Origin of the sequence: Bradyrhizobium sp. 63_E2_N1_3, from assembly GCF_052076005.1 — a bacterium.
GTDB classification, from domain to species: Bacteria; Pseudomonadota; Alphaproteobacteria; order Rhizobiales; family Xanthobacteraceae; genus Bradyrhizobium; species Bradyrhizobium barranii.
The window spans coordinates 2,514,957-2,540,324 of the sequence record NZ_CP197235.1 but is presented as its reverse complement, the minus strand read 5'-3'; the positions used below and the strand labels follow the sequence as shown (position 1 = coordinate 2,540,324).

Sequence of the window (25,368 nt, the reverse complement as noted above, 5' to 3'; positions counted from 1 at the left end):
TCGGGCAGCATGAGCGAGACAACAGAGGCGATCCTGTCGATCGAACGGCTGACGCTGGCGCTGCCCGCCGGCGGGGATCGCGCCTCTGCCGTCGAGGATGTTTCGCTTGCTCTGCATCCGCGACAAATTCTCTGCGTCGTCGGTGAATCCGGCTCCGGTAAATCGGTCTGCGCCTCAGCTGTCATGGGCCTGCTGCCCAGGGCCATTCGCCCGGTTGCAGGGGCCATACACTTTGAGGGGCGCGATCTGCTGAACCTCCCCGCAGCAGAATGGCGGACGCTGCGCGGGCGACGCATCGCGATGATCTTCCAGGAACCGATGACAGCGCTCAATCCTGTGATCAGGATCGGCGACCAGATCATGGAAGCGTTCGAGGCGCACGGACAATTCACGCCGACTGAGCGGCAAACCCACTTGCGCGCCCTCCTCGAAGAGGTCGGCATGCGCGACCTCGAGCGGATCATCCGCAGCTACCCGCATCAATTGTCGGGTGGCCAGCGTCAGCGTGCCATGATCGCAATGGCCCTTGCGCTCGAACCATCGATCCTGGTCGCGGACGAACCAACGACGGCACTCGACGTCACGACACAGGCGCAGATCCTTCGATTGATCCGGGACATTCAGCAGCGGCGCGGCATGGCGGTGCTGTTCATCACCCATGATTTCGGCGTCGTCGCCGACATCGCGGACCGCGTCGCGGTCATGGAGAAGGGTCGCGTCGTCGAACAGGGGTCCGTGGAGGACGTGCTCGAACGCCCGCAGCATCCCTATACGCGCCGGCTGCTCGCCGCGGTGCCCGGCGGGACCCCGCCGGTTCGGGTCCGGGTCGAGGACGAACCGATCGCCTGCGCCGCGACTGGACTTGCGAAGATCTATCGTGGCAGCGACTGGTTCAACTCGCAGACCGAGGTCGCAGCCGTAAAGAATGTGACCTTCGAAATCCGGCGCGGCGAGACGCTCGGCCTCGTCGGAGAGTCCGGCTCGGGCAAGAGCACGATCGGTCGGCTGGTGATGCGTCTCACCGACGCCGATGCGGGCGTGGTCCGTATCGGCGAGCTGGATTTCTCCGAGGCTCGCGGTGCCGGCCTGCGGGCCGCCCGCAAGCACGTCCAAATGGTGTTCCAGGATCCCTTCGCCTCGCTCAATCCGCGTCGCCGCGTCGGGCGAATTATCGCCGACGGACCGATCGCGCACGGCGTCCCGCCGGCGCAGGCCTTCGCGCGTGCCGGGGAACTGCTGGCGCTCGTGGGTCTCGACCCGAGCGCCGCGCGACGCTTTCCGCATGAATTCTCCGGAGGGCAACGCCAGCGGATCGGAATTGCGCGCGCGCTGGCGCTCGACCCGGAGGTGCTCGTGGCCGACGAACCGGTGTCAGCGCTCGACGTCTCTGTCCAGGCGCAGGTGCTCACCTTGCTCGAGACATTGAAGGTGCGGCTGCGGCTGGCGGTGCTGTTCATCACCCACGATCTCAACGTCGCGGCCCAGGTCTGCGATCGGATCGCAGTGATGCGCCTCGGAGAAATCGTCGAGATCAGGCCGACGGTAGATCTGCTGGAACGGCCGGAGCATCCCTACACGCAGGCACTGCTGGCCGCGATCCCGGGCAGGCAACGCAGAACGCCCACGTCGGTCTGAACCACCACATTTTCATTGAAGGAGGTCTCTGACATGCAGAAGCTCACGGAACTTCCAATGCTGCGCATCGGCCTTGTCGGCAGCGGCTTCATCGCCGCGTTCCATCTGCAGTCCATGCTCGGCGTGCGCAACGTCAGCGTCGGCGGCGTCTACAGCCGTTCCGCCGAGCGGCGGACACGCATTGCCGACAAGGCGCGCAATCTTGGCCTTGGGCCGGCGCATGTGTTTGACAGCATCGAGGCGATGGCAATGTCCGGCGAGGTCGATGCGCTTTGGCTGCTGACGCCGAACGACAGCCGCCTCGACATCATGCGCGAGATCCACCGCGTGACCAAGGCCGGGGCTCCCCTGCGCGCCATTGCTTGCGAAAAGCCACTCGCCCGCACGCTTGCCGAAGCACGGGAAATGCGCAGGCTCGTCCAAGATGCAGGCCTGCTTCACGGTTATCTGGAGAACCAGCTTTTCTCGACCGCGGTGATGCGCGGCAAGGACATCATCTGGCGGCGAGCCGTACCCGGAAGTGGACGCCCCTATCTCGCGCGTGCCGCCGAGGAGCATTCAGGACCGCACGAGCCGTGGTTCTGGCAAGGCGACAAACAGGGAGGGGGCGTGCTCTCCGACATGATGTGCCATTCGGTCGAGGTCGCACGCTTCATGCTGACCGCGCCCGGCGCAAAGCGCGACTCCCTACGGCTGGTCAGTGCCAGCGCCACGACGGCCAATCTCAAATGGACGCGCCCCCACTACGCTGCCGACCTCAAGAGGCGAATGGGTGTCGATTTCACCAAACGTCCGGTCGAAGATTTTGCGCGCGGGATGCTTACGATGGAAGATACCGACGGGCATCAATTGATGATCGAGGCGACAACCTCATGGGCGTATGTCGGCGCGGGCTTGCGCATCCAGCTTGAATTGCTTGGTCCCGAATATTCGATGGAGTTCTCCTCGCTCTCGACTGGCCTCAAGGTCTTCCTCTCCCGCGCGATCAGCGGATCAGAGGGCGAAGACCTCGTCGAGAAGCAGAATTCCGAGCAAGGTCTGATGCCGGTTGTCGAGGACGAAGCCGGCATCTACGGCTACACCGACGAGAACCGCCATATGGTGGAGGCATTCAGGCGAGGCATGAGTCCGGCAGAAACCTTCGATGACGGGGTCGGCGTCATGGAAATGCTTATGGGGCTCTATCGCTCCGCGGAACTTGGCCGGACCATCCACTTCCCCGATCCCGAACTCGAACACTATGTCCCTCTCGTGGCGCGCTGACGGCGTGACGCCCTGCCCTCCAGGCTGAGGAGTCGAGATCATCGATGAGAAGCTCGGCTTCAACATCGCGTCTTCCCGAGGATGGCGCGCTGCTATTTCGCCAAGCGGAACTTCCCACCCTCGACCTTGATCAAAAAGGCTGAGCGTTCATCATAGCCGTTGTGGTCGGTCTTGCTCATGTTCGACAGCCCGTTGTTGAGATAGATGTTCTCCCCGCGCTCGAGTTCGTCCCGCAGAGCTGCACGAAACTCGGGCGTGCCCGGCTTCGTCGTCTTCAGCGCGTTCGGAGCAGCTTTCCCGATCAGTGCGACGACATCCCAGAGGTGAGCCGCGAACATATTGGGTTTCTGACCGTTCACCGCCTCATAGGCGGTCACGAACTGCTCCGTCGCGTGACGGAACGGATCTCCCGCCGGAAGATCGGCCGCAATGGTAAAGGCCTCGCCGGCAAAAATAGCGCCTTCGACGGTCGCGCCTCCGAGCTTGATGAACTCCTCGCTGGCTACGCCATGCGTCTGAAAGATCTTTCCGGTGTATCCGCGCTCACGGAGCGCCTGTTGCGGCAGGACCGCCGGGGTGCCTGCGGAAGCAATGAAGACGGCGTCAGGATTCGTCGACATCACCTTCAACGCCTGGCCGGTGACGCTGGTGTCCGCACGCGCGTAGACTTCATGCGTCGTCACCGTCAGGCCCAAGGTTGGCGCAAGGCGGCTCACCTCTTTATAGTAACCTTCGCCATACCCATCCGAAACACCGATAAAGCCAAGCGTCTTCGCGCCGGATTTCGCGATGTATTTGAGAATAGCGCTCGCCATCAGGTCATCGTTGGGGACGACCTTGAAGGCCCAGGCCCGTTTGTCGTCCAGCGGCTGAACGATGGCGGTGGCGGCCGCAAGCGATAGCAACGGCGTCTTCGACTCCAGCGCGACGTCGAGCATCGGCATGGTCACCGGCGTCAGAGAAGACCCGACCAGCACGTCGACCTTGTCCTGGATCACGAGCCGGCGCGCGTTCTGGATCCCTTTGGTGGAGTCAGACTCGTCGTCCAAGATGATGTAGGTCACCTTCTCTCCGCCGATCTCTTTTGGCAGAGCTGCGACAGTCTTGAGCTGGGGTTGCCCCAACGCAGATCCCGGGCCGGTGGCCGAAATCACAATTCCGACTTTAATTTCCGCATGCGCCGCGTATCCATAAAGTACGCAGGCCACAACAAGACAAACGCGCGTGAAACCGATCGTCATGCAGCTCCTCCCTGTCCGCCCCAGTGCTTCGGCCGGTTGCATCGGACCCCGCGGGGCAGCATCAAGGACCCGGAGGAGATCGTCCGATGTTCAAGCCCTGTCCCGGGGTTACGAGCAACCAGGCGAGCGACCCTAGGCGGATCGCAGGGCCGTGTCTGTCCCTATGCCTAGGGACAAGGACCAGCGTCTCAAGCCAGGCGCCGGCCCAAGCCGCAGGAGTACGGTTCGTTGCGTATGTTTTGCTTCGGACTATTGGCCTAACAGCTTCCTGATACCTGTCAAACCGGCACGCAGGAACGGATCTGAGTGGATGTAGAAATATTTGACGCCGCGCTCAAGCCGCTCGGCGCGATGCGAGCGCGGCGCGCCTCGATCAGGCAGAATGGGCACGCGACCTTACCAATGGTCCATGCCTGCGGCCGCCGGATGCGGTCATGCTATCGGCCCGATCGTGCGATCGGGCTACTCAGCCGAGGCGATCATCGATGTAGCGCCTGAGTGCGGACGCGGCATTCAGCATGTGCGCACGCATTCGGCGCGCGGCAGTCTCTCCGTCACCTTCCGCGATCGCCTGCATGATGGCGTCATGCTCGTCGCGGGACTTGCGAATGCGATCGCCCTGCCGCAATTGGGTGCGGCGGAAGGCGCTGAGCCGCGAACGCACGTCCTGCGCCTGCTCGGCGAGAAACGAGTTGTGCGTTGCGCGATAGATGCATTCGTGGAATTCGCGGTTGAACGTGTCATAGGCATCGACATCGTTGGCCTCGACCATCTTCAACGAGGCGTCATGGAGTTCGATCAGATGGCTCCGCTCGAGCGGGGTCATGCGGTAGGTCGCGAGCCTGACGCACATGGCTTCCACCTCGGCGCTGGTCTCGAACATGTCCATGATGCGCTCCGGCGTCATCCGCGCAACGACGAGGCCGCGGCGGCCGCGCACCTCGACGAGGCCGCTGACCACGAGCTGGCGAAGCGCCTCCCGCACCGGCGTGCGGGAAGCTCCAAAACGATCGGCAAGCTGCTGCTCTTCCAGGGCCGAACCGGCGACGAGCGCACCTGAGGCAATCTCGTCCGTGAGCGCATTCCGGATGCGATCGGAGAGCAGCCCGCCATAGTCCTCCGCGTCGACTGCGACCTTCAATATTTCTGCCATTCAGCCTCCCGTGATCGCGCGCACCGCGAAGTAAAGGATCGAGGGCGCGACCAGGCATCCGAGCCCGGTGTGGAATGTCGCCGTCAGCGCACCATAGGGCACCAGACGCCGGTCCGTCGCCGCCAACCCTCCAGACACGCCGCTGACCGTTCCCATCAAGCCGCCAAACACCATCGCGCTACGCGGATTGTTCAGGCCGATCATCTTTGCCACAAAGGGCGTGCCGATCATGACGATCACTGCCTTGAATACACCGGTCGCGATCGAGAGCGCAATAACCGGTGAGGATGCGCCGATCGCCGCACCCGTGACCGGGCCCACGATGTAGGTGACCGCACCGGCGCCGATCGTCGTCAGCGATTCCGCGTCAGTGTAGCCAAACGCCGCGGCGACGAACACGCCGAGAATGAACGGCACCACCGTTCCCAGTCCGAGTGCGACCGCACCGATCACCCCGGCCTTGCGCGCATGGACGACATCGACCTCGAAGGCGGTGGCGACGATGGCGAAATCGCGCAGCATCGCTCCACCCATCAGGCCGATCCCGGCCAGGGCCGGCAGGTCGGCCACGCCCTTCTCGCCGCCGGTGGAGATGCCTCCCCAAAAGGCTAGCGCAAGGCCCAGCATGATCGCGATCGCCGAGGCGTGAATGCGCCCGAAGGTGAGATATTTCGAGATCGCTCCGGAGATCCACATCAGGATTCCGACGACCGCGAACGCAGTGATCAGCGCATTGGCGGCGAGAATGTGAGACATCATGATCATCCGATCCTCCCGGACTTGAAGTGGGGCACAGGTGCAGCGAGCGCCTCGGCCTCTCGCGCCTCGATCTCGTCCATGGTCTCGACACGACCGCTGAACCGGCCGATCAGGGCCACCATCGCGAAACACACCGCGACCGCGCCGATCCCCGCAATGACGACAATCGGACCGCCTTTTGCCGCGGCGACCACATTCTGCTGCGCGGCCATGGCGACCACGATCGGAATGTAGAAGCTGCCCCAGAACTCGACGCCGGTCTTGAGCCCGTGGCTGAGTATGCCGTGCCGCACCAGCCAGAGCCGGGCCGCGATCAAGAACATCATGGCGATGCCCACGCCGCCAACATTGGCCTTCACACCGAGGGCGACGCCGAGCAGGTCCCCCAACAGGCCCCCTAAGAGGGTGCAGATCGCGAGCAGCGCTACGCCGGAAATGGTCACGGGCGCCTCCCCTCGGCGAGCAAGGCACGATCCCCAGGACTTGGACTACCTGCATGCATTCTCATCGTAAATTCCCTCCTGTGTATGCGAGTATCCATCGCTTATGGATTTGTGCATACACTAATTGACAAAAGGAGGCAATACGCATACATTAGGCCAATCGAAAGCCAACCCCGCATGCCAAGGAGCCGAAATGAGCGATTGGGGTATGCAAAAGGCCGCCCTGGCGGAGCGCCTGGCGGCCGGCGGCCAGCACGCGAAGGGCAAGATGGTGCCCATCGCGAACCTGCCGGCATTTCTGAAGGCGGTGATCCGGTCAGGGGACCGGGTGTGCCTGGAGGGCGATAATCAGAAGCAGGCCGACATCCTCGCCTCGGCGCTCGCGAACCTCGACCCCCAGGATGTCCATGACCTGCACATGGTGCAGTCGGGGGTGGTCCTGCCCGCACACCTCGACATCTTCGACAAGGGAATCGCGCGACGCCTCGACTTCTCCTATTCGGGCCCGCAATCGGCCCGCATCGCGCGCATGCTGTTCGGCCGCAAGATCGAGCTCGGGGCCGTGCACACATACCTCGAGCTGTTCGCCCGGTATTTCATCGATCTCACGCCGAACGTCGCACTCATCGCGGCGGTGAGCGCCGACAAGGACGGCAATCTCTATACGGGGCCGAACACCGAAGACACGCCGACGGTGGTCGAGGCGACGAGCTACAAGAACGGTCTCGTCGTGGCGCAGGTCACCGAAATCGTCGACAAGGTGCCGCGCGTCGATATTCCCGGCGACCTCGTGCATTTCGTGGTCGAGGCCGGCAGACCGTTCTATGTCGAGCCGCTCTTCACCCGCGACCCGGCCGCGATCACCGAGACCCAGATCCTGACCGCAATGCTCGCGATCAAGGGCATCTACGCGCCCTACGGCGTGCGCCGGCTCAACCATGGCATCGGCTTCAACACCGCCGCGATCGAGCTGCTGTTGCCGACTTATGGCGAGAGGCTCGGCCTCAAGGGCAAGATCTGCACCCATTTCGCGCTCAACCCGCATCCCACGATCATTCCGGCGATCGAATCCGGCTGGGTCGACCAGATCCACTGTTTCGGCTCGGAAGTCGGCATGGAGGATTACGTCGCGGCGCGTTCCGACGTCTTCTTCACCGGGCCCGACGGCTCGCTGCGATCGAACCGCGCCTTCTGCCAGACAGCGGGCCTCTATGCCTGCGACATGTTCATCGGATCGACGCTCCAGATCGACCTCGAGGGCCACAGCTCGACGGTGACGACCAGCCGCATCGCCGGCTTCGGCGGCGCGCCCAATATGGGCTCCGATCCGCGCGGCCGGCGCCACCCGAGCGAACCCTGGCTCAAGGCCGGCGCCGAAGCCGATCCCGACTCCAACGCGGCGCTGCGCCGCGGCCGCAAGCTGGTGGTGCAGATCGGCGAGACCTTCGGTCAGCGCAATGCGCCGCTGTTCGTCGAGCGGCTCGATGCGCTCGACCTGGCACGCGAGCTCAAGCTCGATCTCGCGCCGGTCATGGTCTACTCGGACGACGTCACCCACATCGTCACCGAGGAAGGCATCGCCAACGTCTTGATGTGCCGTAGCAAGGACGAGCGCGAGCAGGCGATCCGCGGCGTTGCCGGCTACACCGACATCGGACGCGCGCGTGATGCGAAGCTGGTCGAACAGCTCAGGCAGCGCGGCGTGATCCGGCGCCCCGAGGATCTCGGCATCGATCCGCTCGACGCCGACCGGCGCCTGCTGGCGGCCCGCTCGATCAAGGACCTCATGCTGGCCTCCGGCGGTCTCTACCGCCCGCCCAGCCGCTTCCGCAATTGGTGAGGAGTTTTGCATGGAAAAGCTCAGCTTCAGACTGACTGCCCCGAGATGCGCCGGCGGCACCCGCCCCCAGGCGATCGTCGGCGTCGTCGCCTCCGGCAATCTCGAGGTCCTGCTGGAACGCGTCTCGCCGGCCGACATGTGCACGATCGACATCGCAACCGCAGCCCATGGCTTCGGCACGGTCTGGGACGCTGTGGTCCGCGACTTCGTCGCCCGCCGCTCTGCCGGAGGCTTACGCATTTCCATCAATGACGGCGGCGCGAGGCCCGACACAGTCGCGCTGCGCCTTGCGCAAGGCGTCCGCAAGATCGAGGAGCCCGAACAATGACAGCGGCCACAGCCGACAATGTTTCGCTGAGCTGGTACGAGGCCAGCGCCCGCCAGCGCATCGACGCGCTCGTCGACGCCGGCAGCTTCCAGGAATTCATCGGCCCCGAGCTGCGCGAGATGAGCCCGCATCTGGCAATCTTCGACCTGCCGGAACAGTTCGACGACGGCATCGTCGTCGGGCGCGGCCGCCTGGACGGCGCGCCCGTGCTCGTCGCGGCGCAGGAGGGACGCTTCATGGGCGGTGCCTTCGGCGAGGTCCATGGCGCCAAGCTCACGGGCCTCTTGCGCGCCGCGCGTGCGCTTCATCAAGACGTACTGATCCTGTTCGACACCGGCGGCGTGCGGCTTCAGGAAGCCAATGCGGGCGAGCTCGCCATCGCCGAGATCATGCGCGCGATCATCGAGGCACGGCGCGCCGGCATCCACGTCGTCGGCCTGATCGGCGGCCGTGCCGGCTGTTATGGCGGCGGCAGCCTGATCGCCGGCACCTGTTCGCACCTGATCGTATCCGAACAGGGGCGGATCAGCGTCAGCGGCCCCGAAGTGATCGAGACCAACAAGGGTATCGAGGAATTCGACTCGCGCGATCGCGCGCTGGTGTGGCGCACGATGGGTGGCAAGCATCGCTACCTCATCGGCGGCGCTGATGCGTTCGTCGACGACGAGGCGCAGGCGTTTCGTCAGGCGGCGGTCGACGCGCTCAAAGCCAACAGGCGATGCGACGTGGCGGTGCTCGAAGCCGAGCAGACGCGCCTCGAGCGGCGATTGCAGCGTTTCGGCGAGGCCGACGACGCCATCGAGATATGGCAGACGCTTAGCATCGACCAGCCGACGGAGATTCCCGCGCTTCCCACAGCCGCATTTCTTCGCGCGGCAGACAACAGGGAGAACGCCGATGACGCTCGATGACATCCTGGCCAGTCTCTTTCCGAACGGCAGCAAGATCGCAACCACGGGCGCGATGATCGCGGGACAGGCGATCCTGCCCGATGGAGGTCGCGTCCACGTGCTCGGCATCACGCAGGGTCAGCCGCTCGGCGTCGACGAGGCGATCGTGCTCGCAGGGCGCGTGATCGAGATCGTCAAATCCGGCGATCGCGCGCCGATCCTGGTCCTGGTGGATTCCGCCAGCCAGCGCATGAGCAAGCGCGACGAGTTGCTCGGCCTCAGCGAGTATCTGTCGCATCTCGCCAAGACCCTGCTGCTGGCCGAAGCCGAAGGACATCGCACCGTCGGACTGCTCTATGGCGGTAGCGCGGCGGGCGCGTTCATCGCCACCGCGCTCGCCACGGCTACGCTGGTGGCGCTGCCCGGTGCGCATCCCGCCGTGATGGATCTGCCGTCGATGGCGCGGGTCACCAAGCTGCCGATCGATGTGCTGAAGGCCAAGGCGGAAGCGACGCCGGTGTTCGCGCCCGGCCTCGACAACATGGTGCAGACCGGCGGCATTCACGCAGTCTGGGATGAAAATACACCTTTGGCGCCGCAGCTTGCCGCCGTGCTGCAACGGCCGCAGGGACAGGACGATCGCGCCCGGCTCGGCGCCGAGCGTGGCGGCCGGCGGAAGGCGGCCGAGATCGCCGATCGGGTTGTCACGCTCGCGGCAGCCGCGCATCAGGGGGCGCCACATGGCTGAAGCCCTCCAGCGCCATACGATGGTGACGGCCTCGGCCACCGGATGGGCGGCCGCGATGAGCCGAAATCCCGCGCTTGCCAGCGAGCCGATCATCGAGGGCTGGGCGCGCGCCGGCCGCCCGCTCGTGGTTCGCAGGCCGGCCTGCAACGATCTCGCAGGCATGATTCCGCTTGGCCTGCCGCTGCCGCCGAGCCACGGCAAGCGGCGTATCGCCGTCGCGCTCGCCCCCGGCGAACTCATCACGCATGCTCCGCCGCCATTGCTGGCGGATGCGGCAACATCGGCGCCGGCGTCGTGGCGCCAGACCATCGACCTGCTCGTCCGCCTTCTGCCGGAGACACGCACATTCGGCAGTCTGGCCTGGCAGCATCTCACCGGCCTGCCCTATCTGTCCGATGGATCGGACCTCGACCTGCTCTGGCCGCTGTCGTCGGCGAGGCACGCGAACACCCTGCCGTCCGACATCGCGCGGATCGCAGAGACGGCGCCGATGCGGCTCGACGGCGAGATCGTCTATCACGCCGGCGGCGTGCAATGGCGCGAGCTGACCGGCGCTGACGAGGACGAAGTCCTCGTCAAGGGCGCGGCCGGCGTTCATGTCACCATGCGTGCGGCGTTTCTCGCGGGTGGCGCGTCATGAATGTCGCGCTGAGATGGCAAGCGCCGCCGCAACGCGCGCTCCGCGCGGAGCAGCTCGGTCATCTCGCATCACTGTGCCTGAAGCTCGAAGTCGAGACCTATCCGAAGCCGGGGCTCGTCAGCCACGTCGACAACGGCGCGCATCGCGATATGGACGCCGGGCTCCTGTGCCGAAGTGCCGACACGCTGGCTCCGTTCTTCCACGACCTCGCAGCCGCGGGCGCCGAGGGCGCCGGCATGGACCGGTTGCGCGCGATCGGGGTTGCGGCGGAGCGCGCGATGTTGGCGGCGACCTCAGGTGTGAACACGCATCGCGGCGCGATCTTCGGACTGGGTCTGCTCTGCGCCGCGGCCGGGTATCGCGGCGCTCTCGGCATTCGCAAGCCGCTCGGCGAATTGGTGTCGCAACGTTGGGGCGACGCCATCTACGCAGGCCCGATATCCCTGCGTAGCCACGGCGCCGTGGCGTCACGTCGCTACGGCGCCGGCGGCGCCAGGGCGGAAGCGGCTTGTGGCTTCCCCTCCGTCTATGACATCGCCCTTCCCGCGCTGCATGCGGCGCGGACGCTCGCGCCTCGGGATGAGGAGGCGGTCCGGGTTCAGACCTGCATGGCGCTGATCGCAGATGTTGCCGACACCAATCTGTTGCACAGGGGCGGAGTTGACGGATTGCGCTTCGCGCAGGCTAGCGCATCCGCATTCCTTGCCGCAGGCGGAATCGGTTGCCCAGGCTGGCGCAAGCACGCCGACGGCATTCACCAGGCGTTCGTCGCGCGCAATCTCAGTCCGGGCGGATCGGCAGATCTGCTCGCCATGGCTCTGTTTGTGGACGCTCTCTTCGTCGATCGGCTGGCCCCCTGATGCTTGCACTGCTCTGCGGCGGACAAGGCACCCTGTCGGACAATATCTTCGATCTTGTCGCCGATCGGCCTGCTGCGGAATCGGTCTTCGCCGCTGCGACCGCTTGTCTCGGCGAAGATCCGCGGAAGTTCATCAGGACGCGCCGCGCGGACGAGCTGTCCGCCAACCATGCCAGCCAGATCCTAACCGTCACATCGGCGCTCGCGATCCACGCCTGTATCGCGGACTTGCTGACTGAGGGCACCGCTGTCACGGGCTACAGCGTCGGCGAGATGGCGGCCTGGAGCGTTGCGGGAATATGGACCGCCGCCGAAGCGTTGCGACTGACCGATATCCGCGCCCGATTGATGGACGGCGTGGCGGGGCCGGATGGGCGGCTCGGCTATGTCCGCGGGCTCGAACGAGCCACGCTCGAACACCTGCTCGAGACGCACCGCTGCGAGATCGCAATCAGGAATCCCGGCCTTCTTGTCGTGGTTGGAGGCGCGGAGTGCGATGTCATCGCCCTCTGTCAGGAGGCGACGACACAGGGCGCCGCCCGCGCCGGTCTTCTCGCCGTCAAAATCGCCTCGCATACGACGCGTCTCGAACCGGCCTGCACGCCCTTGCAGCAAGCGCTTGCGACCAGCAGACGCGCTCCTGTCGCAGACCAACGAACCCTCCTCGCAGGGGATGGCGGCGAGCGCATCTTCTCCGTGACCGATGCGACAGCAAAGCTCGCATGCCAGATCGCGCGCCCGATCGACTGGGCGGCGACGCTGGAGGCTCTCGTAGAGCTCGGGGTCGATCAAGTCCTGGACCTCGGTCCAGGACACGCGCTTGCCGAGATGACGCAAGGCTTCCATCCATCGATCCGCTGCTACGCCGCCGACGGATTTCGCACGATCGATGGTCTGCGAAATTGGGTTGTTTCCGAATAGGCAGGGCGCCCGGCGGCTCGCGATTGAGCGAACGCATGAAATTTCTCGAGAGAACTCGCCCTCGACAAGAGAAGCCTCCAGATACTCACCGCGATCGGTGCTGAAAGCTGTGGTGTTGAGCGACGCCAGGCATTGCCCCATAAGCCCTGTTGGACCCAAACCAGGGAGCCGCGCCGCCAGGGAGCTCGAGGCCCATTCTGCCTGCTGGCGTCAACTCGCCGCTGGCAAGCGAATAATAGCTGGGGCAGCAGCGCGGCCCACCGAATGGTTAGACTCGCGCTCAAGACGGAGACAAGCCCCAAAGCCATCAGCAGCATGCCAAGCCAGGTCCAAACCCGTCCGTCATCGCCCGCCTCTGCGGCGGAAAAGGCGAGCGGCGCCGCCGAGGCGGCAACCACGTCACTGGCGGCTGGCGCCGCAGCAAGGAGTGCCTCCACGTCGACCTGGCGCGGCGTGATCTCGTCGGCCGTGAGCCGGTCGCGTTTGGAAAGGGGGGCCGGCGACGCGCGGGTTGCGATCCCGGTGGCGAGGACGGGACTGGCATCAACCACCTGCGCGGGCACGGACGGGCTCGGCCGGGACGTATCCGCAGGTGCGGAGCGCGGCAGCTCCGCGCGCGCATCCACCACCGTCTTCCGCTTGCGCGCCGCGGTCTGGTTCTCTTCGGCCGCGGCGACACGATGTTTGGTGGCGCGTTGCTGAACCAGCTTCTTCGCCCTCTCAGTTCCTTCGGCGATCTGGAACCAGCATCTGCGCTGGCCTTCCACCCGATAGACCCAGTGCTGGCCATCGGCGGTCGACTTGCCGGGCCGCGTCAAGCACTCTGCTTCCGCGGAAGCGGGCGCAGGGGCTGTGGCGGGACCGGCATTGAAGAGTTCGGAAAGAGGCGTCGAAAACGCGGATGATGTCGAGAGACCTGCAATAAGCGTAAAAGCGGCGCAATAAACTCGCAAATGACCGGACATGGAAAACCCCGGTGTTGCGCCCCTGCCCGGACGGGAGCGTTGGCCGTGACCTAGGTCGCAATGCGACTTAAATCCGGCAACGCCGTGGATTCATTTTGGCCGCAGGCGATCTGGCCGTCAGCTCGATTGTCCATTTTCGCCATCCCCTCAAGGTCGCACTTTCAAGCATCGGCCCACGCAAAGTTGCAAAGGCTGTTTACCCGAACGGATGTAGCCGATGTTACGGGTGCCAGACGAAGCGCTATATCCGAACTGACGACTGGGCATTCGACCTTCCCGGGATGACAGTCTGTCCGGAGTGCAGAACCCGTCCGATCGCGCGGAGCGATTGCGATGAGGGAGGCTACGATGGATTTTTCGCGGATGTCGGATGGAATCCGGCTGCATCACGCCTCCCATCGCCACGATGGGTACGATGGTGACGACGAAGCGGGTCCGGCACCGAGCGCACCGTTCCTGACTGACGCGGTTGGCGGTGGCGCCCTGGTCCATGGTCCCCGCCCGTTTGCAGGTCAATTTGCAGATTCTGGAGCGCACCCCGCGAGCGCGAACACCCAGCATCATGACTCCGACCCGATTCAATCCAAACATCCCACGTCGGTGGGCGACACGGGCGGCCACGTCGGCAACCACGCTGCGGCGGGCCTGGATGCTTCGTCCACCACGCCCGCTTCCGGCGCATCACATCCCGGGATGGGCATTGCTGCGGTCGAGAGCGGAGCCAACACGGCCGGAAACGGCGGAGATGGCTACTTCTACGGAAGCATCATTCACGCGTCCCTGTTGATCTATCAACCGATCAACATCTCGGTGAGCTTGGGATACGGCTCGGTCGCCCTGGCCAACCAGTCCAACAATTTGAATGTCGATCAGTCCGCTTTTCAGATGGCCGGCGTCGGCGGCCATGGCGGCAATGACAACATTGCATCGGGAGGCAGCGTCAGTACGTCCTTAGGCGCCGGCGTGATCGCGAGCGGTGACAACGGCGCCGGAAACGGCGGCAGCGGCTATTTCTCGGGTGCGATCGTGGACGCTCCCGTGGTGATCTATCATCCGATCAATATTGCGGTGGCGGCCTCGGGCGGCACTGCGCATGCAAGTCAATCGAACACGGTGGATATCGATCAATCGGCCACTCAGATCGCGGGCGTCGGCGGAAGTGGCGGAAATGGCAATTTGGCCGCCGGCGGCAGCGTCATGACGCTCGACCCCAGCTGGGGATCAAGCAACGGAGGCGGCGTCTTTGGCGTTCAAACGGGCGGAAGCCAGGCCGGCAATGGCGGTGACGGCGTGTTCCACGGTGAACTCGTCCATACCTCGTTTGTAATGTACAACCCGATCAACATCGCAATCGCGGGCTATGGCTCCAGCACTTACGCGGTCCAGATAAGTGATGTCTCCGTGGATCAATCCGCGGTTCAGATCGCTGGCATTGGCGGGCACGGCGGCAACGACAACGCCGCAGCGGGTGGCCATGCAAGCCTTCTCTCCCATAATCTGTGGGGCGGCTCCGATACGATCGCGACCGGTTCGAACAGCGCAGGCAATGGCGGCAACGGCTATTTTGCCGGCAGTCTGATCGACGTCAGCGTGGCGATCTATGCACCCATCAACATCGCAATCGCAGGTCCCCATTCGACGGCCGTAGCCGATCAGGTCAACAACGTGCACATCGACCAGAGTGCGGTCCAGATCGCCGGCGTTGGCGGGGACGGCGGCCACGGCAATCTCGCACTGGGTGGCGATGCCGCGCATCTCTTGTCGGATATTCACCTGGTGGCATAACGAAACGTCGCATCGCTCGCATAGCCGATCGCATCGCGGCACGCGCCGTCGCCACTCTTCGCATGCAAAGCCCGCGCAGAGGCGCCTCTCCTGACGAAATGTCGTACTTTCGTACGTAGGCCCACCAAACCGGATGGTGTCCGATTTGACATCTATCGCCATCGCGCGTGGGCGGACCAGACTTGCCGCGCGCGTCCGCCTGATCGGGATGGATGTTGCACGACAGCCAACAAACCGACGGAGGCCTCAAATGATGCCAAAGGCAATCAACATCTCGGATACGATCAAAGTCAAATCGATCGACACCGGTGGTCAAAGTGCCGGAAATGGCGGCGACGGTACTTTCAAGGGAGCCATCATCAGCAAGCCGACTGTCAACTACGATCCGACCAACAAGGCGGAAGGTGCCGACGTGCACGTGAACACCGGCGATCACGTCAAACAGACGGCGGATTGGGATGCCGGCGGCGCAAACGCCAAGGCCTCGTATTTTTCGAAGGCCCATGGCGGAGACGCCGAGTCGAATGGAAGCCAAAAATCCTACAGCGGCTACGATACCTCCAAGGTCTACGCCAATACGGATGCCACCCAGATCAACAAGGTCATGGTGGACCAGCACCAGGAAGTTGTGGCCGGCATCGGCGGCGATGGCGGAGACGGCAACTTCGCATGGGGTGGCGGAGTGACCTTCCATCTCGATACGCTCTAACCAGCCGCTCGTCCGACTGGCAGGACCGGCGGCCGCGGCCGCCGGTCCTGGATTTCACGCCAATGATCTACCGATGCCGTTGCCGGATTGCGTTGGCCATCGGTCAAGCGCGCCGGACCTCGATTTCAGGCGGTGACGATCATGCTGATGCCGCCCATTCGGTTGCCTATCCTGCCGCAGATCGGGACGCCACTGCACGCGGCACTCCGGTCCTGCGCGGGACCGCTCGGTCTCGTATTCGCGTATAGCTGCAGCTACAACCTGCTCCTGTTTGCGCCCTCCATCTATCTTCTTCAGATCTACGACCGGGTGTTGTCGAGCCGGAGTGGCGACACCTTGCTCCTGCTCACGCTCATTGTCGCGATCACTGTGGTCGTCGGCGGCGTGTTCGATGCATTGCGGCGCGCCGTCCTGGGACGCCTTGGCGCCTGGCTCGACGATCGCCTTCGTCCTTGCGTACTTTCGGCCGGCCTCGAATCGGCGCTTCGCAGCGATTGGACGCAAGCGTCGGGCGCGTATCGGGATCTCACCGTGCTGCGCCAGTTCGTCGAGTCCGGCGCATGTCCGATGCTGTTCGACGCGCTCTGGGCGCCCCTGTTCCTCCTTGTCCTCTTTCTGATCCATCCCCTGCTCGGCGTGGTGGGCGCCTGTTGCGTCGCCTTCCTGTTCGCGCTCACGGTTGCCGGAGAGCTGGTCACCGAAGACGTTCTGCTCAGATCCGGCGCCGCGCTGTCCAGAAGCTGCGGCCGCCTCCAGACTGCAGCGAGCAACATCCACATGATCCGCGCCATGGGAATGTTCGATAGCGCTGCGCGCATGATCCACCGTGACGCGCAGCACGCCCGCAGAGAGCACGATGTGGCACTCCGGCGAGGCGAGATCGTCTCGCTGGCCACCAAGCCGGTTCGCGCGCTGTCGCAGGTCTTGATCATGGGGGCTGCCGCATGGCTTGTCCTCGATCACGGGAAGAGTCCGGCCATCATCTTTGCTGCCACGCTGATGTTCAGCCGGGCGCTCGCGCCGGTCGAAAGTGCGGTCGCAGGCTGGAAATCACTCGTGACGGCCGTGAGCGCCTGTCAGCGGCTCGGCGCACTTCTCGCCGCATTCCCCGCCGCCCGGCAGCAGAGCGCGGAGGTTTCTCCGCTGCAGGCGCCAAGCGGCCTCGTCGTCGACAATGTCGGCGTGAGGCTTGCGGGGACCAGCCATCTTCTGCTGAACGGTGTCTCGTTCACCCTCATGCCCGGAGAATGCCTTGGCATCATCGGTCCGTCCGGATCAGGCAAGTCCTTGCTCGGCCAGGTGATCGCCGGGCTGTCGATGCCAACGCATGGCCGTATCCTCCTCGACAATACCGACGTCTCGCTGCTTCGCGAGGGCCGAAGCGGCGACCGCCTCGGATATCTCCCCCAGGACATCAACCTGCTCGGCGACACGATCAACGACATCATCGCACGCCTTGAAGATGCCGACCGGCGGAAGGTCATCGAAGCGGCCAAGCTCGTCGGTATCCATGGGGCGATCATGGGCCTGCCGCTGGGGTACGACACGGTGGTTCAGAGCGAAGCAACCTTCTCGCGCGGGTATCGGCAGCGCCTCGGTCTCGCCCGCGCCTTTTTCGGCAGTCCACGCCTCGTCGTTCTCGACGAACCCAACGCCAGCCTCGACTATGGGGGCGAGCGAATGCTCCTGGATGCCATCGAGCGCATGAAGCTCGCAGGCGTCATCCTTGTCGTCGTCACCCACAGGATGGGTCTCCTCGCCGCCACGGACAAGATTGCCATCATGGAGGGCGGTGCGGTCGCCGCGTTCGGCGACAGCGAGGACATCTTTGAACGGCACCTGAGCCGACCCCAGGTTACTTCGCAGATAGCGCCATGATCTGGAACTCTCTCACCGTCTGGAAGCTTCCCGCCGTCTCGAGACTTCCCATGGTCTGGGACCAGCTCATGCGAGCGCCGGCGAGCCCGCTGCCCGCCCGGCGATCTGGCGTCGTGGTGACCGCAATCGACGATTTCGAGCCTCTGGAATTTCCATGGTGCTCGACGCCCACGCCGACCTCTCCGCGTGGAAGGCTTCGCGGTATCACCGTCGCGGGCAATCTGCTGGTGCTCTGCTTCATGCTGGGGCTTGGGACATGGGCGAGCCTCGCGCCGCTCGAGAGCGCCGCGATCGCGTCCGGCGTCGTGGAATCGGAATCGAGCCGCAAGACGATCCAGCATCTGGAAGGCGGTATCATCAGGAAGATCCTGGTTTCGGATGGCGATATCGTGCGCAGCGGCCAAACGCTGATCGAGCTGGACGACACCCGGGCCGGCTCGGAGATGCAAAGCCTCCAAGGCCAATTCTGGGATGCCGCTGCTCGTGCCGCACGGCTTCAAGCCGAGCAGCAGAGATTCGAGAGGATCGCAATCCCGGACGCGCTGGAACAGGACAGCAGGCAGAGCGAGGTGGCGGCCGCCGCGGTGTCGGCGCAGCAATTCATTTTTCAGGCACGCCTCCAGGTTCACGAGTCGCAGCTTGCGGTCATTCGCGAACGAAGGCGTCAAGTCGAGAAGGAGATCGAAGGTCTCAAGGCTCAGGAAACCGCCACCGGGCAACGGGTCGACATCGTTCGGGAGGAACTGGATATGGTCGCGACCCTCGTCAACAAGGGACTCGAACGGCGGCCACGGCTGCTGAACCTGCAGCGGGAGCTGGCCGACGTTGAGGGCCGCCGCGGCGAGATCGCCGCGCAGATTGCCCGCGCCGGGCAGGTCATCAGCGAACAGCAGGCCACCTTGTTCAAGCTCGAGAGCGAGAGGCAGAACGAGATCGCACAGTCGCTTCGTGAAGCACAGAACCAGATATTCCAACTCCGCGAGCGGTTGCTTGCGGCCAGAGATCAGCTATCGCGAACGGAGATCAAGGCGCCCGAGGACGGCGTGATAACCGATCTGCGGGTTCATACGGCCGGCGGCGTCATCGGAGCGGGCGCTCCGCTCATGGACCTGGTGCCCCGGCAAGACCGTCTCATCGTGACCGCGCGCCTGAGGCCCGAGGACATCGATGTGGTTCATCCCGGCCTCAATGCCGAGGTTCAACTCGTACCGTACAATCAGCGTCGCGTGCCTCGCCTGAAGGGAACCGTCGTGCACGTATCCGCAGACCGGCTGCTCGACAAGCGTACCGACCAGCCATACTACGCGACCAGGATCCGGATCGACGACGGACAGATCGTCGCGAACGACATCCAGATCGTCCCCGGCATGCCGGTTCAGGTGTTCATCACGACGGGGCGCGGCACCGTGGCTCTCTACGCGCTCAGGCCCCTGCTCGACAGCTTCCGTGGTGCATTCAGAGAGGACTGAAGCGCGATGAGATTGGGGTGAATCGTCATCGCGCCTTCCGGGTCCGGATCATGCATTAGGTCTCCGGCATGAGAGCCACGCCGGGGACGTGATCGCGACTCGGCGCGGGCAACCGGCCGCGCCAGCGGAGCACGGCCTCCGTGCGATTGTGCGCGGCACATTTCCTCATGATATGCTGAATGTGCATTTTGACCGTGCTTTCCGACAGGCCCAATTTGGCGGCGATCAGCTTGTTGGGCAGGCCGAGCTCCAGTTCCGCCAGAACCTGTTGCTCACGAGGCGTGAGATCGGTCACGCTCCTGTCGATAGCCACTCTGGCTCCCTCGTTCATCAGATATGCGGGCGCGAGCCCGCGCGCATCCGGCGGCTCGAAATCCGGTATCCTGTTCATCCCGGCCACAGGCAACGGCCTGTAGGCGCCGCCGACGAGAACAAGGCGCAGGCCGGCTATGGCGATCTCGATCGGTAGCGAGGTGGAAATAAAGCCGCGCACGCCCCGCTGCATCGCGGCCTGCACGGTCGGCTCGTCCTCGTGGTTTGACAGGACCACAGTGGCGGCGTTGGGACAACACTCCGCAACGAAGGCGAGATCATCCTCAACCGAGGGATCGCCGATGGGCTTGTCCGCGATACTCAGCATCACCAGACGAACATCGCGGGCTGACGTGCAGTCCAGGCCTTGGACCGATGCCATGTCAAGGATCTCAAGTTCGTCCAGCTCCCGCCTGAGGACGTGCAGAATGCATGTACGAGGCAACAGGAGCGGCTCGATGATCACCAGAACCGGCAAGTGAAGCGATTCATTGAGCCGTTTTGAAGCGTTGGTTATGTCGTGCATGATGTCCTCGAGATGAAAAGAACCTCCGCGATATTCCCATTCCGTATTGCGTCTCCCCTGCTCCTGCATTCAACCTGAATGCAGCATCACGAGAGCGGCGCAGTGCCGCCGCTAGTGCCAAATCCACTGCGGGGTCACCTGGCGCCTGGGTGGAAATTCTTTCCGCTCAAATCATTTCGACGCGCACCACGCCGTGGCGCAGTCGACGCATTCCCTCAATTGCAGATGTTTCGATACGCGGTTGACGCCGCCGACCCTGATTTGCCGTCGACGACATATGCTTCATCCTCCTTCACGAGATACAGGAACGGCCTCTCGCCAGTCTCGCCGCCTGACGCGCTTCTTCCTTTCACGCGGCCGCAAATCGTATCCACGGGGCGTCCAAACATGTTCTTTCGCATTGCGCGCTTCACGTCGCTGAGTTCGACCGTTTCCGGCCCCCTCATCTGCGTCGCGATCGCAACCTTCGCCTTGTCCAGAGCAGGGTCCGGCATTTCCGCGGGCCGTTCGGATGCCGGGACGCTGATGCTCGTCCGCGGGGACGCCGCTTTGGCAAGGTCGGTCGATCCGCGTTTCTTCGGAGATTTCGGAGATGATGTCTTGCCGGGCCTTGCCGGCGTTGCGGAACTCGATCTGACAGCCGCAGGCTCTTGCGCCAACGCCGTCGGCATTGGCTGCGCGGGTTGGGCGACAGCGAAACAGGGTCGTGACGCGCATCCGAGGAAGTACCCTCGGGAAGGCGCAAACCAGCCAAAGCCGATCAGGACTCCCGCCAGCACTCCGACAAAAAGCAGTCCCATCCGATTCCCCTCCTCCGGGAGCTCGGCTCGCACTCGTAACTAGGACTAATTCCGCGCTGGTGATCTATCTGTTGCGCAAAAGCATTAAGCGCCCATTAAGCGCGCGCCGTTGTCCGGCCCATGCCTGGATGGGCGGATTAGATCGGGCTCCAGACCCGTGCCGAAATGACCGCGCCGATTGCCACAATGTAGTCGTTTTTCTGAATTCGGCGGAGATCGCCACGCGAGGAGGACGTTCCCCCGCTTCGGACACGCGATCTGCAGGACGACGGCGACTTCGGCGGTCGGCCGACGACTTATCCGCCAAATCGCTTGATCAGCTTTGAGCCCTTGGCTGCATCGATCTGCTGGCCAGTCAAGTCGGAGCCGGCGCTCAATCCTTTCGTCATGAGGTTCTTGACGCGTTGCGCCGCCTGCTTCTCATTGGAATAGTCGATCTCGACATGATCGAGGCTCATCAGATGGCCAAGCTCGTGAGCCCAGGCGCGTCCATTGGCGTGGTCATTGCCATACCACTGGACGAAGCTTGCCGGCTCGGGTTCGCTATTGGGGTATGAACTTCCGCCGGCGGATAGATTTTCAATCGAATTGACGATGTAGATGTGGATGGCATTGTCCGGATCGTGCCGAGAGGCAAGAACACCCAGCAATCGCTGATCATTGCTGCGCGCGCTCTTTGCCATGTCGAGCGGCTTCTCCATCAAGCAATCGCTGATCACGAACGCGATCTTGGCCTTTGACCAGATCGTATTGACCACGTCGAGCGCCTTCTTGGCCGTGTCGCTGCTCCATTGCCCGGGCTCAACGACCCCCCTGTCGGCAAATGGCGTGATGTAAATCCTCAACGGAATGGGCATCAGCTTCTCCGAAGTCCGAAATTCCAATCGTGAGCGGTTTGTTTGACCCTTGTTAGCCACAACGGCGACTAACGAGCCACGTTTCGCCCGCCTCGTCGACTGAACGTGAATCGGGTCAGACGAGCATGTGCCCCTGGTGCGTGGGTCGGCCAATCCAGCTGGAAAATGTGTCGCGAAGACCCGGAAGTCTCCGCAAGGAAAGACTGGGGCCGGGCTTACGTTCAGAATGGCCGATGCAGACTCGAACGGCATGCTTGAACACGGCGCTACACGATATCGGCTGAAATCTTCAAGGCAGGAAGAACATGAATGGCATTCCGCCGCCTTCCGGCTTGTTGCTTGCGCTGGCCTCGGGTCTTGCGGGTCTTGCAGGAGCAGCCTCCCTCTCCCTTCGTTCAAGTCTTGCGGACGGGGCCTGACGGACCTTGCGCTTCTCGCATTCATCGTCGCCATTCAGAAAGTAACCCGCAGCGCAGGCAATCTTGACACAACGATCGCCGTCGCGCTTTAGGCCGGATCCGCAAATCAAAGGACAAACCCGCGCCGCCTTGAGCTTGATCGCATCGAGCGCATCGGCGCTCGCGGTCTTGGTATCGAACTTGGTGCCGGCGCTTTGATTGAACAGCTCAAGCGAGCGCCGCGACGCCGCATCCCACTCCCCACTGGCCGATCCCGTGAGGCAGCCGACCCGGCGCAATTCGCTTTGCACCGATTTTGCCAGCTCAGCTGGCGAAGGTGGCGGCACGGGAGCCTGTGGATTGGGGAGCGCTGCCACTTTTGTGTCCGTGTTTGCCTTCGCCTCTTGCGGCTGCCCTGTTGCTGATGGTGCGGCGTTCTTCGCGGCAGGTGCCGTTTCAGCCGCGACACGCCTTTGTTCGGCTTGAGCAGCCTGATGCTGCGCGGTTTCCTTGGCGGCCTCGGCGGCGGCCCGAGCTTCCTGCGCTGCCTTCAGATCCGACGCCGCCTTGGCAAGTTGCATCTGTTGTGCGCCCTCGTTGACGAGCCGCGCCTGCTCCTGCTCGGCCTGACGCGCCTTTTCGGCCGCAGCAACACGCTTCTCCTCCGCATCGATTTTGGCGAGCTGAAGCTTTGCGAGACTTGCGTAGTAACCATCCGGATACTGGACGATGAAGAAGTTCAGTGCATCCTTGTTGCCAACCTGCAGCGCGAGCTCGTAGTCGCGCCGTATTTCGGATCGCAGCGTTGGCGATGGAGCAGCTTCCTTCGCGGCCTCCTTGGCTGGTTCTCCGGCTGGTTCCCTGGTTGGCCCCTTGGCTGTTTCCTTGGCGGGCACCAGCGGCACGTCGTCGCCGCCAAGCGTGCCGTAAACATAGGGCTCCTGCCGATTGCCCGTTGCTTTCATGACGTCATCGCGAACGAAGCCGAACACCCTGCGCAAATCCAGACCCGGAGTCCCGATATATTTGACCAATGCGGCAGCGTAGGGACTGTTCTTGCTGTTGCCGTCCGACGCTGTCGAGCCAGCCTTGGCGGCGAAGGCAACCAGAGTATTCGCCGTCGCCGGCTCAATTCGGGCAAGGCCCCGGCTGATGGACCGCGAGCCGACCGTCCGTTTCATCTTTTCGGAGAAAGGATTGTTGCGGCAAGCGTCGAGGATCACAAGTCGCAGCTGCCTTGCAGGTTCAATGGCCAGCATGACACGATCGAGCGAAAACGCCTCATCGTACACATCCGTATCGCGCTCAAGGGTGGCGTCGACCGGGATCAGGTAGTTCGTACCTTCGATCTCCATACCATGACCGGCGTAGTAGATAACGGCCACATCTGCGTCGCGAGCCTGATCGGCAAAATCGCGCAGCGTGCGCCGCATCTCGATCGCCTGAAGATCCCGGCGGGTTTGCACAACGTCAAAACCTGCGTTCTTTAGTGTCGCCTCGACAATCGCAGCGTCATTGACGGGATTCGAAAGTGGCGCCGCGTTTTTGTAGGCAGAATTGCCAATGACAAGTGCGACGCGATTCCCCGCCCATGCCGGCTGACAGAAGAAGAGCAGCAGCACAGGAAGAAGGAACAAGATTCGGCGCAAATTCACGAATCCGTGCAAACCCATGGCAGTACTACTGTTTAATCATGCGCTTTATCATTCGTGTCGCCACGACAGGTTCGGTTCAATGACAACTCGACGATCCGGAAGGTCCGCGGAATGTGGAACCGCATGGGACCGGTTGGTGTGGCCGCGCCCGGAGATGTGGCCAGCCAATTGACCTCTCCGGAGGCCTGGCGTCTAGTGAGGCAGATTTTGAGCGAGCGAGATCACTGCTGTGACTGACGCGAAGGTCGGCCAGGAGGGGACAGCCAGGAACCGGATCGCCGGCGGCGTCAATCCATGGCTGGACTGGACCTCCAGGGTGGCCATCGTGATCGTCTATGGCGGGTCTGCTCTCATTGGCGCCGCCAGCATCCATCGCCTTCCGTTGGGCAGCGTGGACAACTTGCTGATGATCGCAGCCAGCGTTGCCAACGTCCTGTTCCTCGGACTCGTTGCACTGACAACCATGACTCGGCTGGTCCCGACAATGAAGTCGAAGGGCGTTGAGATGCGGGTCTCGGCCTTGCTGGGCGCATTTCCGACCGTCGCACTCGCTTTTCTTCCGAAGGCAGAGCTCGGCCCGATCTGGTCGGCTCTGTCCACGACGTTGATCCTGGTGGGGATCTCGCTTTCTATCGTGGTACTCCGCTGGTTGGGCAAATCCTTCAGCATTCTACCGGAGGCGAGGCGCCTTGTGACGGAAGGGCCTTATCGAGTCGTCCGGCATCCCCTCTACCTATGTGAGGGGATTGCGTTGGTCGGTGTCACACTTCAGGTCCTTTCACCACTTGCCGTGCTCATCGCCATCGTGGTTGCGATGATTCAGTGCCGACGAATGATCAACGAAGAGCGGATTCTAAGACTGGCCTTCCCTGAATATGACGTCTATGCCGCGGCAACGCCTTTTCTGATCCCTGCAGGTCTGATCCCCGCGAGACTCGGGCGGCGAGCTCATCAGGCCGGACCGGAGCTCTCGACCAAGGCGATCGATCCGCACGCCTGACACCGCTCTTCACGTCTCCTCGATGTGCGGCTCAGCGGAACTCGAGTTCGAACCAAGCCGGAGGCCTTGTGCCGCGCTGCCACGAGCAGCCCCCAGAAAAATAACCGTTTTATATCAATATCTTATTTTGTGATCGCGCCCTCAGCAGAGCACTGGCGGGCGCCTATCATCCACATGAATCGGCGGACAGCGCCCGGCGCAATATCTTCCATGCCTTTTGAACGCGTCCGCATTTCGCAACAACACATAGGAATGGATCGGGCTCGAGTTTGGTACTGTATGCAGATAGGCAGC

The 25,368-nt window shown here is 63.4% G+C and carries 22 protein-coding genes; 14 read left to right on the top strand and 8 right to left on the bottom strand.

Annotation, left to right across the window (positions count from 1 at the left end; translation table 11 throughout):
- The first annotated feature begins 9 nt into the window (after positions 1–9).
- Both AB7531_RS11710 and AB7531_RS11705 read left to right on the top strand, forming a co-directional pair.
- Positions 10–1,635, top strand: a complete 1,626-nt coding sequence (locus AB7531_RS11710) for an ABC transporter ATP-binding protein (RefSeq protein ID WP_354102841.1) — start codon at positions 10–12, stop codon at positions 1,633–1,635.
- A gap of 33 nt (positions 1,636–1,668) precedes the next feature.
- Entirely contained in the window at positions 1,669–2,898 is a 1,230-nt protein-coding gene (locus AB7531_RS11705) for a Gfo/Idh/MocA family protein (RefSeq protein ID WP_063981843.1), read from the top strand.
- A 92-nt stretch (positions 2,899–2,990) separates the two neighbouring features.
- Here AB7531_RS11705 and AB7531_RS11700 read toward each other — a convergent pair whose 3' ends face one another.
- From AB7531_RS11700 to madL, 4 genes are all read right to left on the bottom strand, one after another.
- Positions 2,991–4,139: an ABC transporter substrate-binding protein gene (locus AB7531_RS11700; RefSeq protein ID WP_063981842.1), complete on the bottom strand. Its 1,149-nt coding sequence runs from the start codon at positions 4,137–4,139 to the stop codon at positions 2,991–2,993.
- A gap of 466 nt (positions 4,140–4,605) precedes the next feature.
- Positions 4,606–5,292 (bottom strand): GntR family transcriptional regulator, encoded by a 687-nt coding sequence (locus tag AB7531_RS11695; RefSeq protein ID WP_063981841.1) that lies wholly within the window; start codon positions 5,290–5,292, stop codon positions 4,606–4,608.
- Entirely contained in the window at positions 5,293–6,057 is a 765-nt protein-coding gene (gene madM / locus AB7531_RS11690; protein ID WP_063981840.1) for a malonate transporter subunit MadM, read from the bottom strand.
- Entirely contained in the window at positions 6,054–6,494 is a 441-nt protein-coding gene (gene madL, locus AB7531_RS11685) for a malonate transporter subunit MadL (protein ID WP_028149209.1), read from the bottom strand. Before madL ends, madM begins: the two co-directional genes overlap by 4 nt.
- Before the next feature lie 193 nt (positions 6,495–6,687).
- On the opposite strand from madL, the gene mdcA reads away from it, so the two are divergent.
- Genes mdcA through AB7531_RS11650 form a run of 7 tightly spaced genes read left to right on the top strand, consistent with a single transcriptional unit; the run spans position 6,688 to position 12,720 of the window.
- Complete coding sequence (mdcA, locus tag AB7531_RS11680) at positions 6,688–8,334, top strand: malonate decarboxylase subunit alpha (RefSeq protein WP_063981839.1); 1,647 nt, start codon at positions 6,688–6,690, stop codon at positions 8,332–8,334.
- A 10-nt stretch (positions 8,335–8,344) separates the two neighbouring features.
- Complete coding sequence (gene mdcC / locus AB7531_RS11675; RefSeq protein ID WP_063981838.1) at positions 8,345–8,662, top strand: malonate decarboxylase acyl carrier protein; 318 nt, start codon at positions 8,345–8,347, stop codon at positions 8,660–8,662.
- The gene (locus AB7531_RS11670) at positions 8,659–9,573 is read left to right on the top strand and encodes a biotin-independent malonate decarboxylase subunit beta (protein WP_063981837.1); all 915 of its coding nucleotides are present in this window, start codon (positions 8,659–8,661) and stop codon (positions 9,571–9,573) included. The genes mdcC and AB7531_RS11670 overlap by 4 nt, the downstream gene beginning before the upstream one ends.
- Positions 9,560–10,300, top strand: a complete 741-nt coding sequence (gene mdcE / locus AB7531_RS11665) for a biotin-independent malonate decarboxylase subunit gamma (protein WP_063981836.1) — start codon at positions 9,560–9,562, stop codon at positions 10,298–10,300. The genes AB7531_RS11670 and mdcE overlap by 14 nt, the downstream gene beginning before the upstream one ends.
- Positions 10,293–10,940, top strand: coding sequence for a malonate decarboxylase holo-[acyl-carrier-protein] synthase (gene mdcG, locus AB7531_RS11660; RefSeq protein WP_231142819.1), 648 nt, complete (start codon positions 10,293–10,295; stop codon positions 10,938–10,940). Before mdcE ends, mdcG begins: the two co-directional genes overlap by 8 nt.
- Positions 10,937–11,800, top strand: a complete 864-nt coding sequence (mdcB, locus tag AB7531_RS11655; protein ID WP_063981834.1) for a triphosphoribosyl-dephospho-CoA synthase MdcB — start codon at positions 10,937–10,939, stop codon at positions 11,798–11,800. Before mdcG ends, mdcB begins: the two co-directional genes overlap by 4 nt.
- Positions 11,800–12,720 carry an acyltransferase domain-containing protein gene (locus tag AB7531_RS11650; RefSeq protein ID WP_084795019.1) on the top strand — a complete coding sequence of 307 codons (921 nt, stop codon included), beginning with the start codon at positions 11,800–11,802 and terminating at the stop codon, positions 12,718–12,720. The genes mdcB and AB7531_RS11650 overlap by 1 nt, the downstream gene beginning before the upstream one ends.
- Here the strand turns inward: AB7531_RS11650 and AB7531_RS11645 are convergent.
- Positions 12,660–13,685 carry a hypothetical protein gene (locus tag AB7531_RS11645; RefSeq protein ID WP_231142821.1) on the bottom strand — a complete coding sequence of 342 codons (1,026 nt, stop codon included), beginning with the start codon at positions 13,683–13,685 and terminating at the stop codon, positions 12,660–12,662. The genes AB7531_RS11650 and AB7531_RS11645 overlap by 61 nt on opposite strands.
- 348 nt (positions 13,686–14,033) lie before the next feature.
- Here AB7531_RS11645 and AB7531_RS11640 point away from each other — a divergent pair, with 348 nt between their 5' ends.
- The 4 genes from AB7531_RS11640 (at position 14,034) to AB7531_RS11625 (ending at position 19,526) form a co-directional block, all read left to right on the top strand.
- A complete protein-coding gene (locus AB7531_RS11640) occupies positions 14,034–15,470 on the top strand; it encodes a hypothetical protein (RefSeq protein WP_231142823.1) in 1,437 nt (478 codons plus the stop codon).
- Between the two features lie 250 nt (positions 15,471–15,720).
- On the top strand, positions 15,721–16,179 hold the full coding sequence (locus tag AB7531_RS11635; RefSeq protein WP_028150787.1) for a hypothetical protein: 459 nt from the start codon (positions 15,721–15,723) through the stop codon (positions 16,177–16,179).
- Between the two features lie 141 nt (positions 16,180–16,320).
- The gene (locus AB7531_RS11630; protein ID WP_063986187.1) at positions 16,321–18,057 is read left to right on the top strand and encodes a type I secretion system permease/ATPase; all 1,737 of its coding nucleotides are present in this window, start codon (positions 16,321–16,323) and stop codon (positions 18,055–18,057) included.
- A complete protein-coding gene (locus tag AB7531_RS11625) occupies positions 18,054–19,526 on the top strand; it encodes an HlyD family type I secretion periplasmic adaptor subunit (protein WP_063981831.1) in 1,473 nt (490 codons plus the stop codon). Before AB7531_RS11630 ends, AB7531_RS11625 begins: the two co-directional genes overlap by 4 nt.
- A gap of 55 nt (positions 19,527–19,581) precedes the next feature.
- Here AB7531_RS11625 and AB7531_RS11620 read toward each other — a convergent pair whose 3' ends face one another.
- The 3 genes from AB7531_RS11620 to AB7531_RS11610 all read right to left on the bottom strand — a co-directional run bounded on the left by AB7531_RS11620 (position 19,582) and on the right by AB7531_RS11610 (position 24,092).
- A complete protein-coding gene (locus tag AB7531_RS11620; RefSeq protein ID WP_063986186.1) occupies positions 19,582–20,364 on the bottom strand; it encodes a helix-turn-helix transcriptional regulator in 783 nt (260 codons plus the stop codon).
- 1,096 nt (positions 20,365–21,460) lie between these two features.
- The gene (locus tag AB7531_RS11615) at positions 21,461–22,273 is read right to left on the bottom strand and encodes a hypothetical protein (protein WP_231142826.1); all 813 of its coding nucleotides are present in this window, start codon (positions 22,271–22,273) and stop codon (positions 21,461–21,463) included.
- Positions 22,274–22,310: 37 nt separating this feature from the next.
- The gene (locus AB7531_RS11610) at positions 22,311–24,092 is read right to left on the bottom strand and encodes a caspase family protein (protein WP_231142828.1); all 1,782 of its coding nucleotides are present in this window, start codon (positions 24,090–24,092) and stop codon (positions 22,311–22,313) included.
- A gap of 211 nt (positions 24,093–24,303) precedes the next feature.
- Here AB7531_RS11610 and AB7531_RS11605 point away from each other — a divergent pair, with 211 nt between their 5' ends.
- Complete coding sequence (locus AB7531_RS11605; protein ID WP_441279956.1) at positions 24,304–25,074, top strand: methyltransferase family protein; 771 nt, start codon at positions 24,304–24,306, stop codon at positions 25,072–25,074.
- The last annotated feature ends 294 nt before the right edge of the window (positions 25,075–25,368 follow it).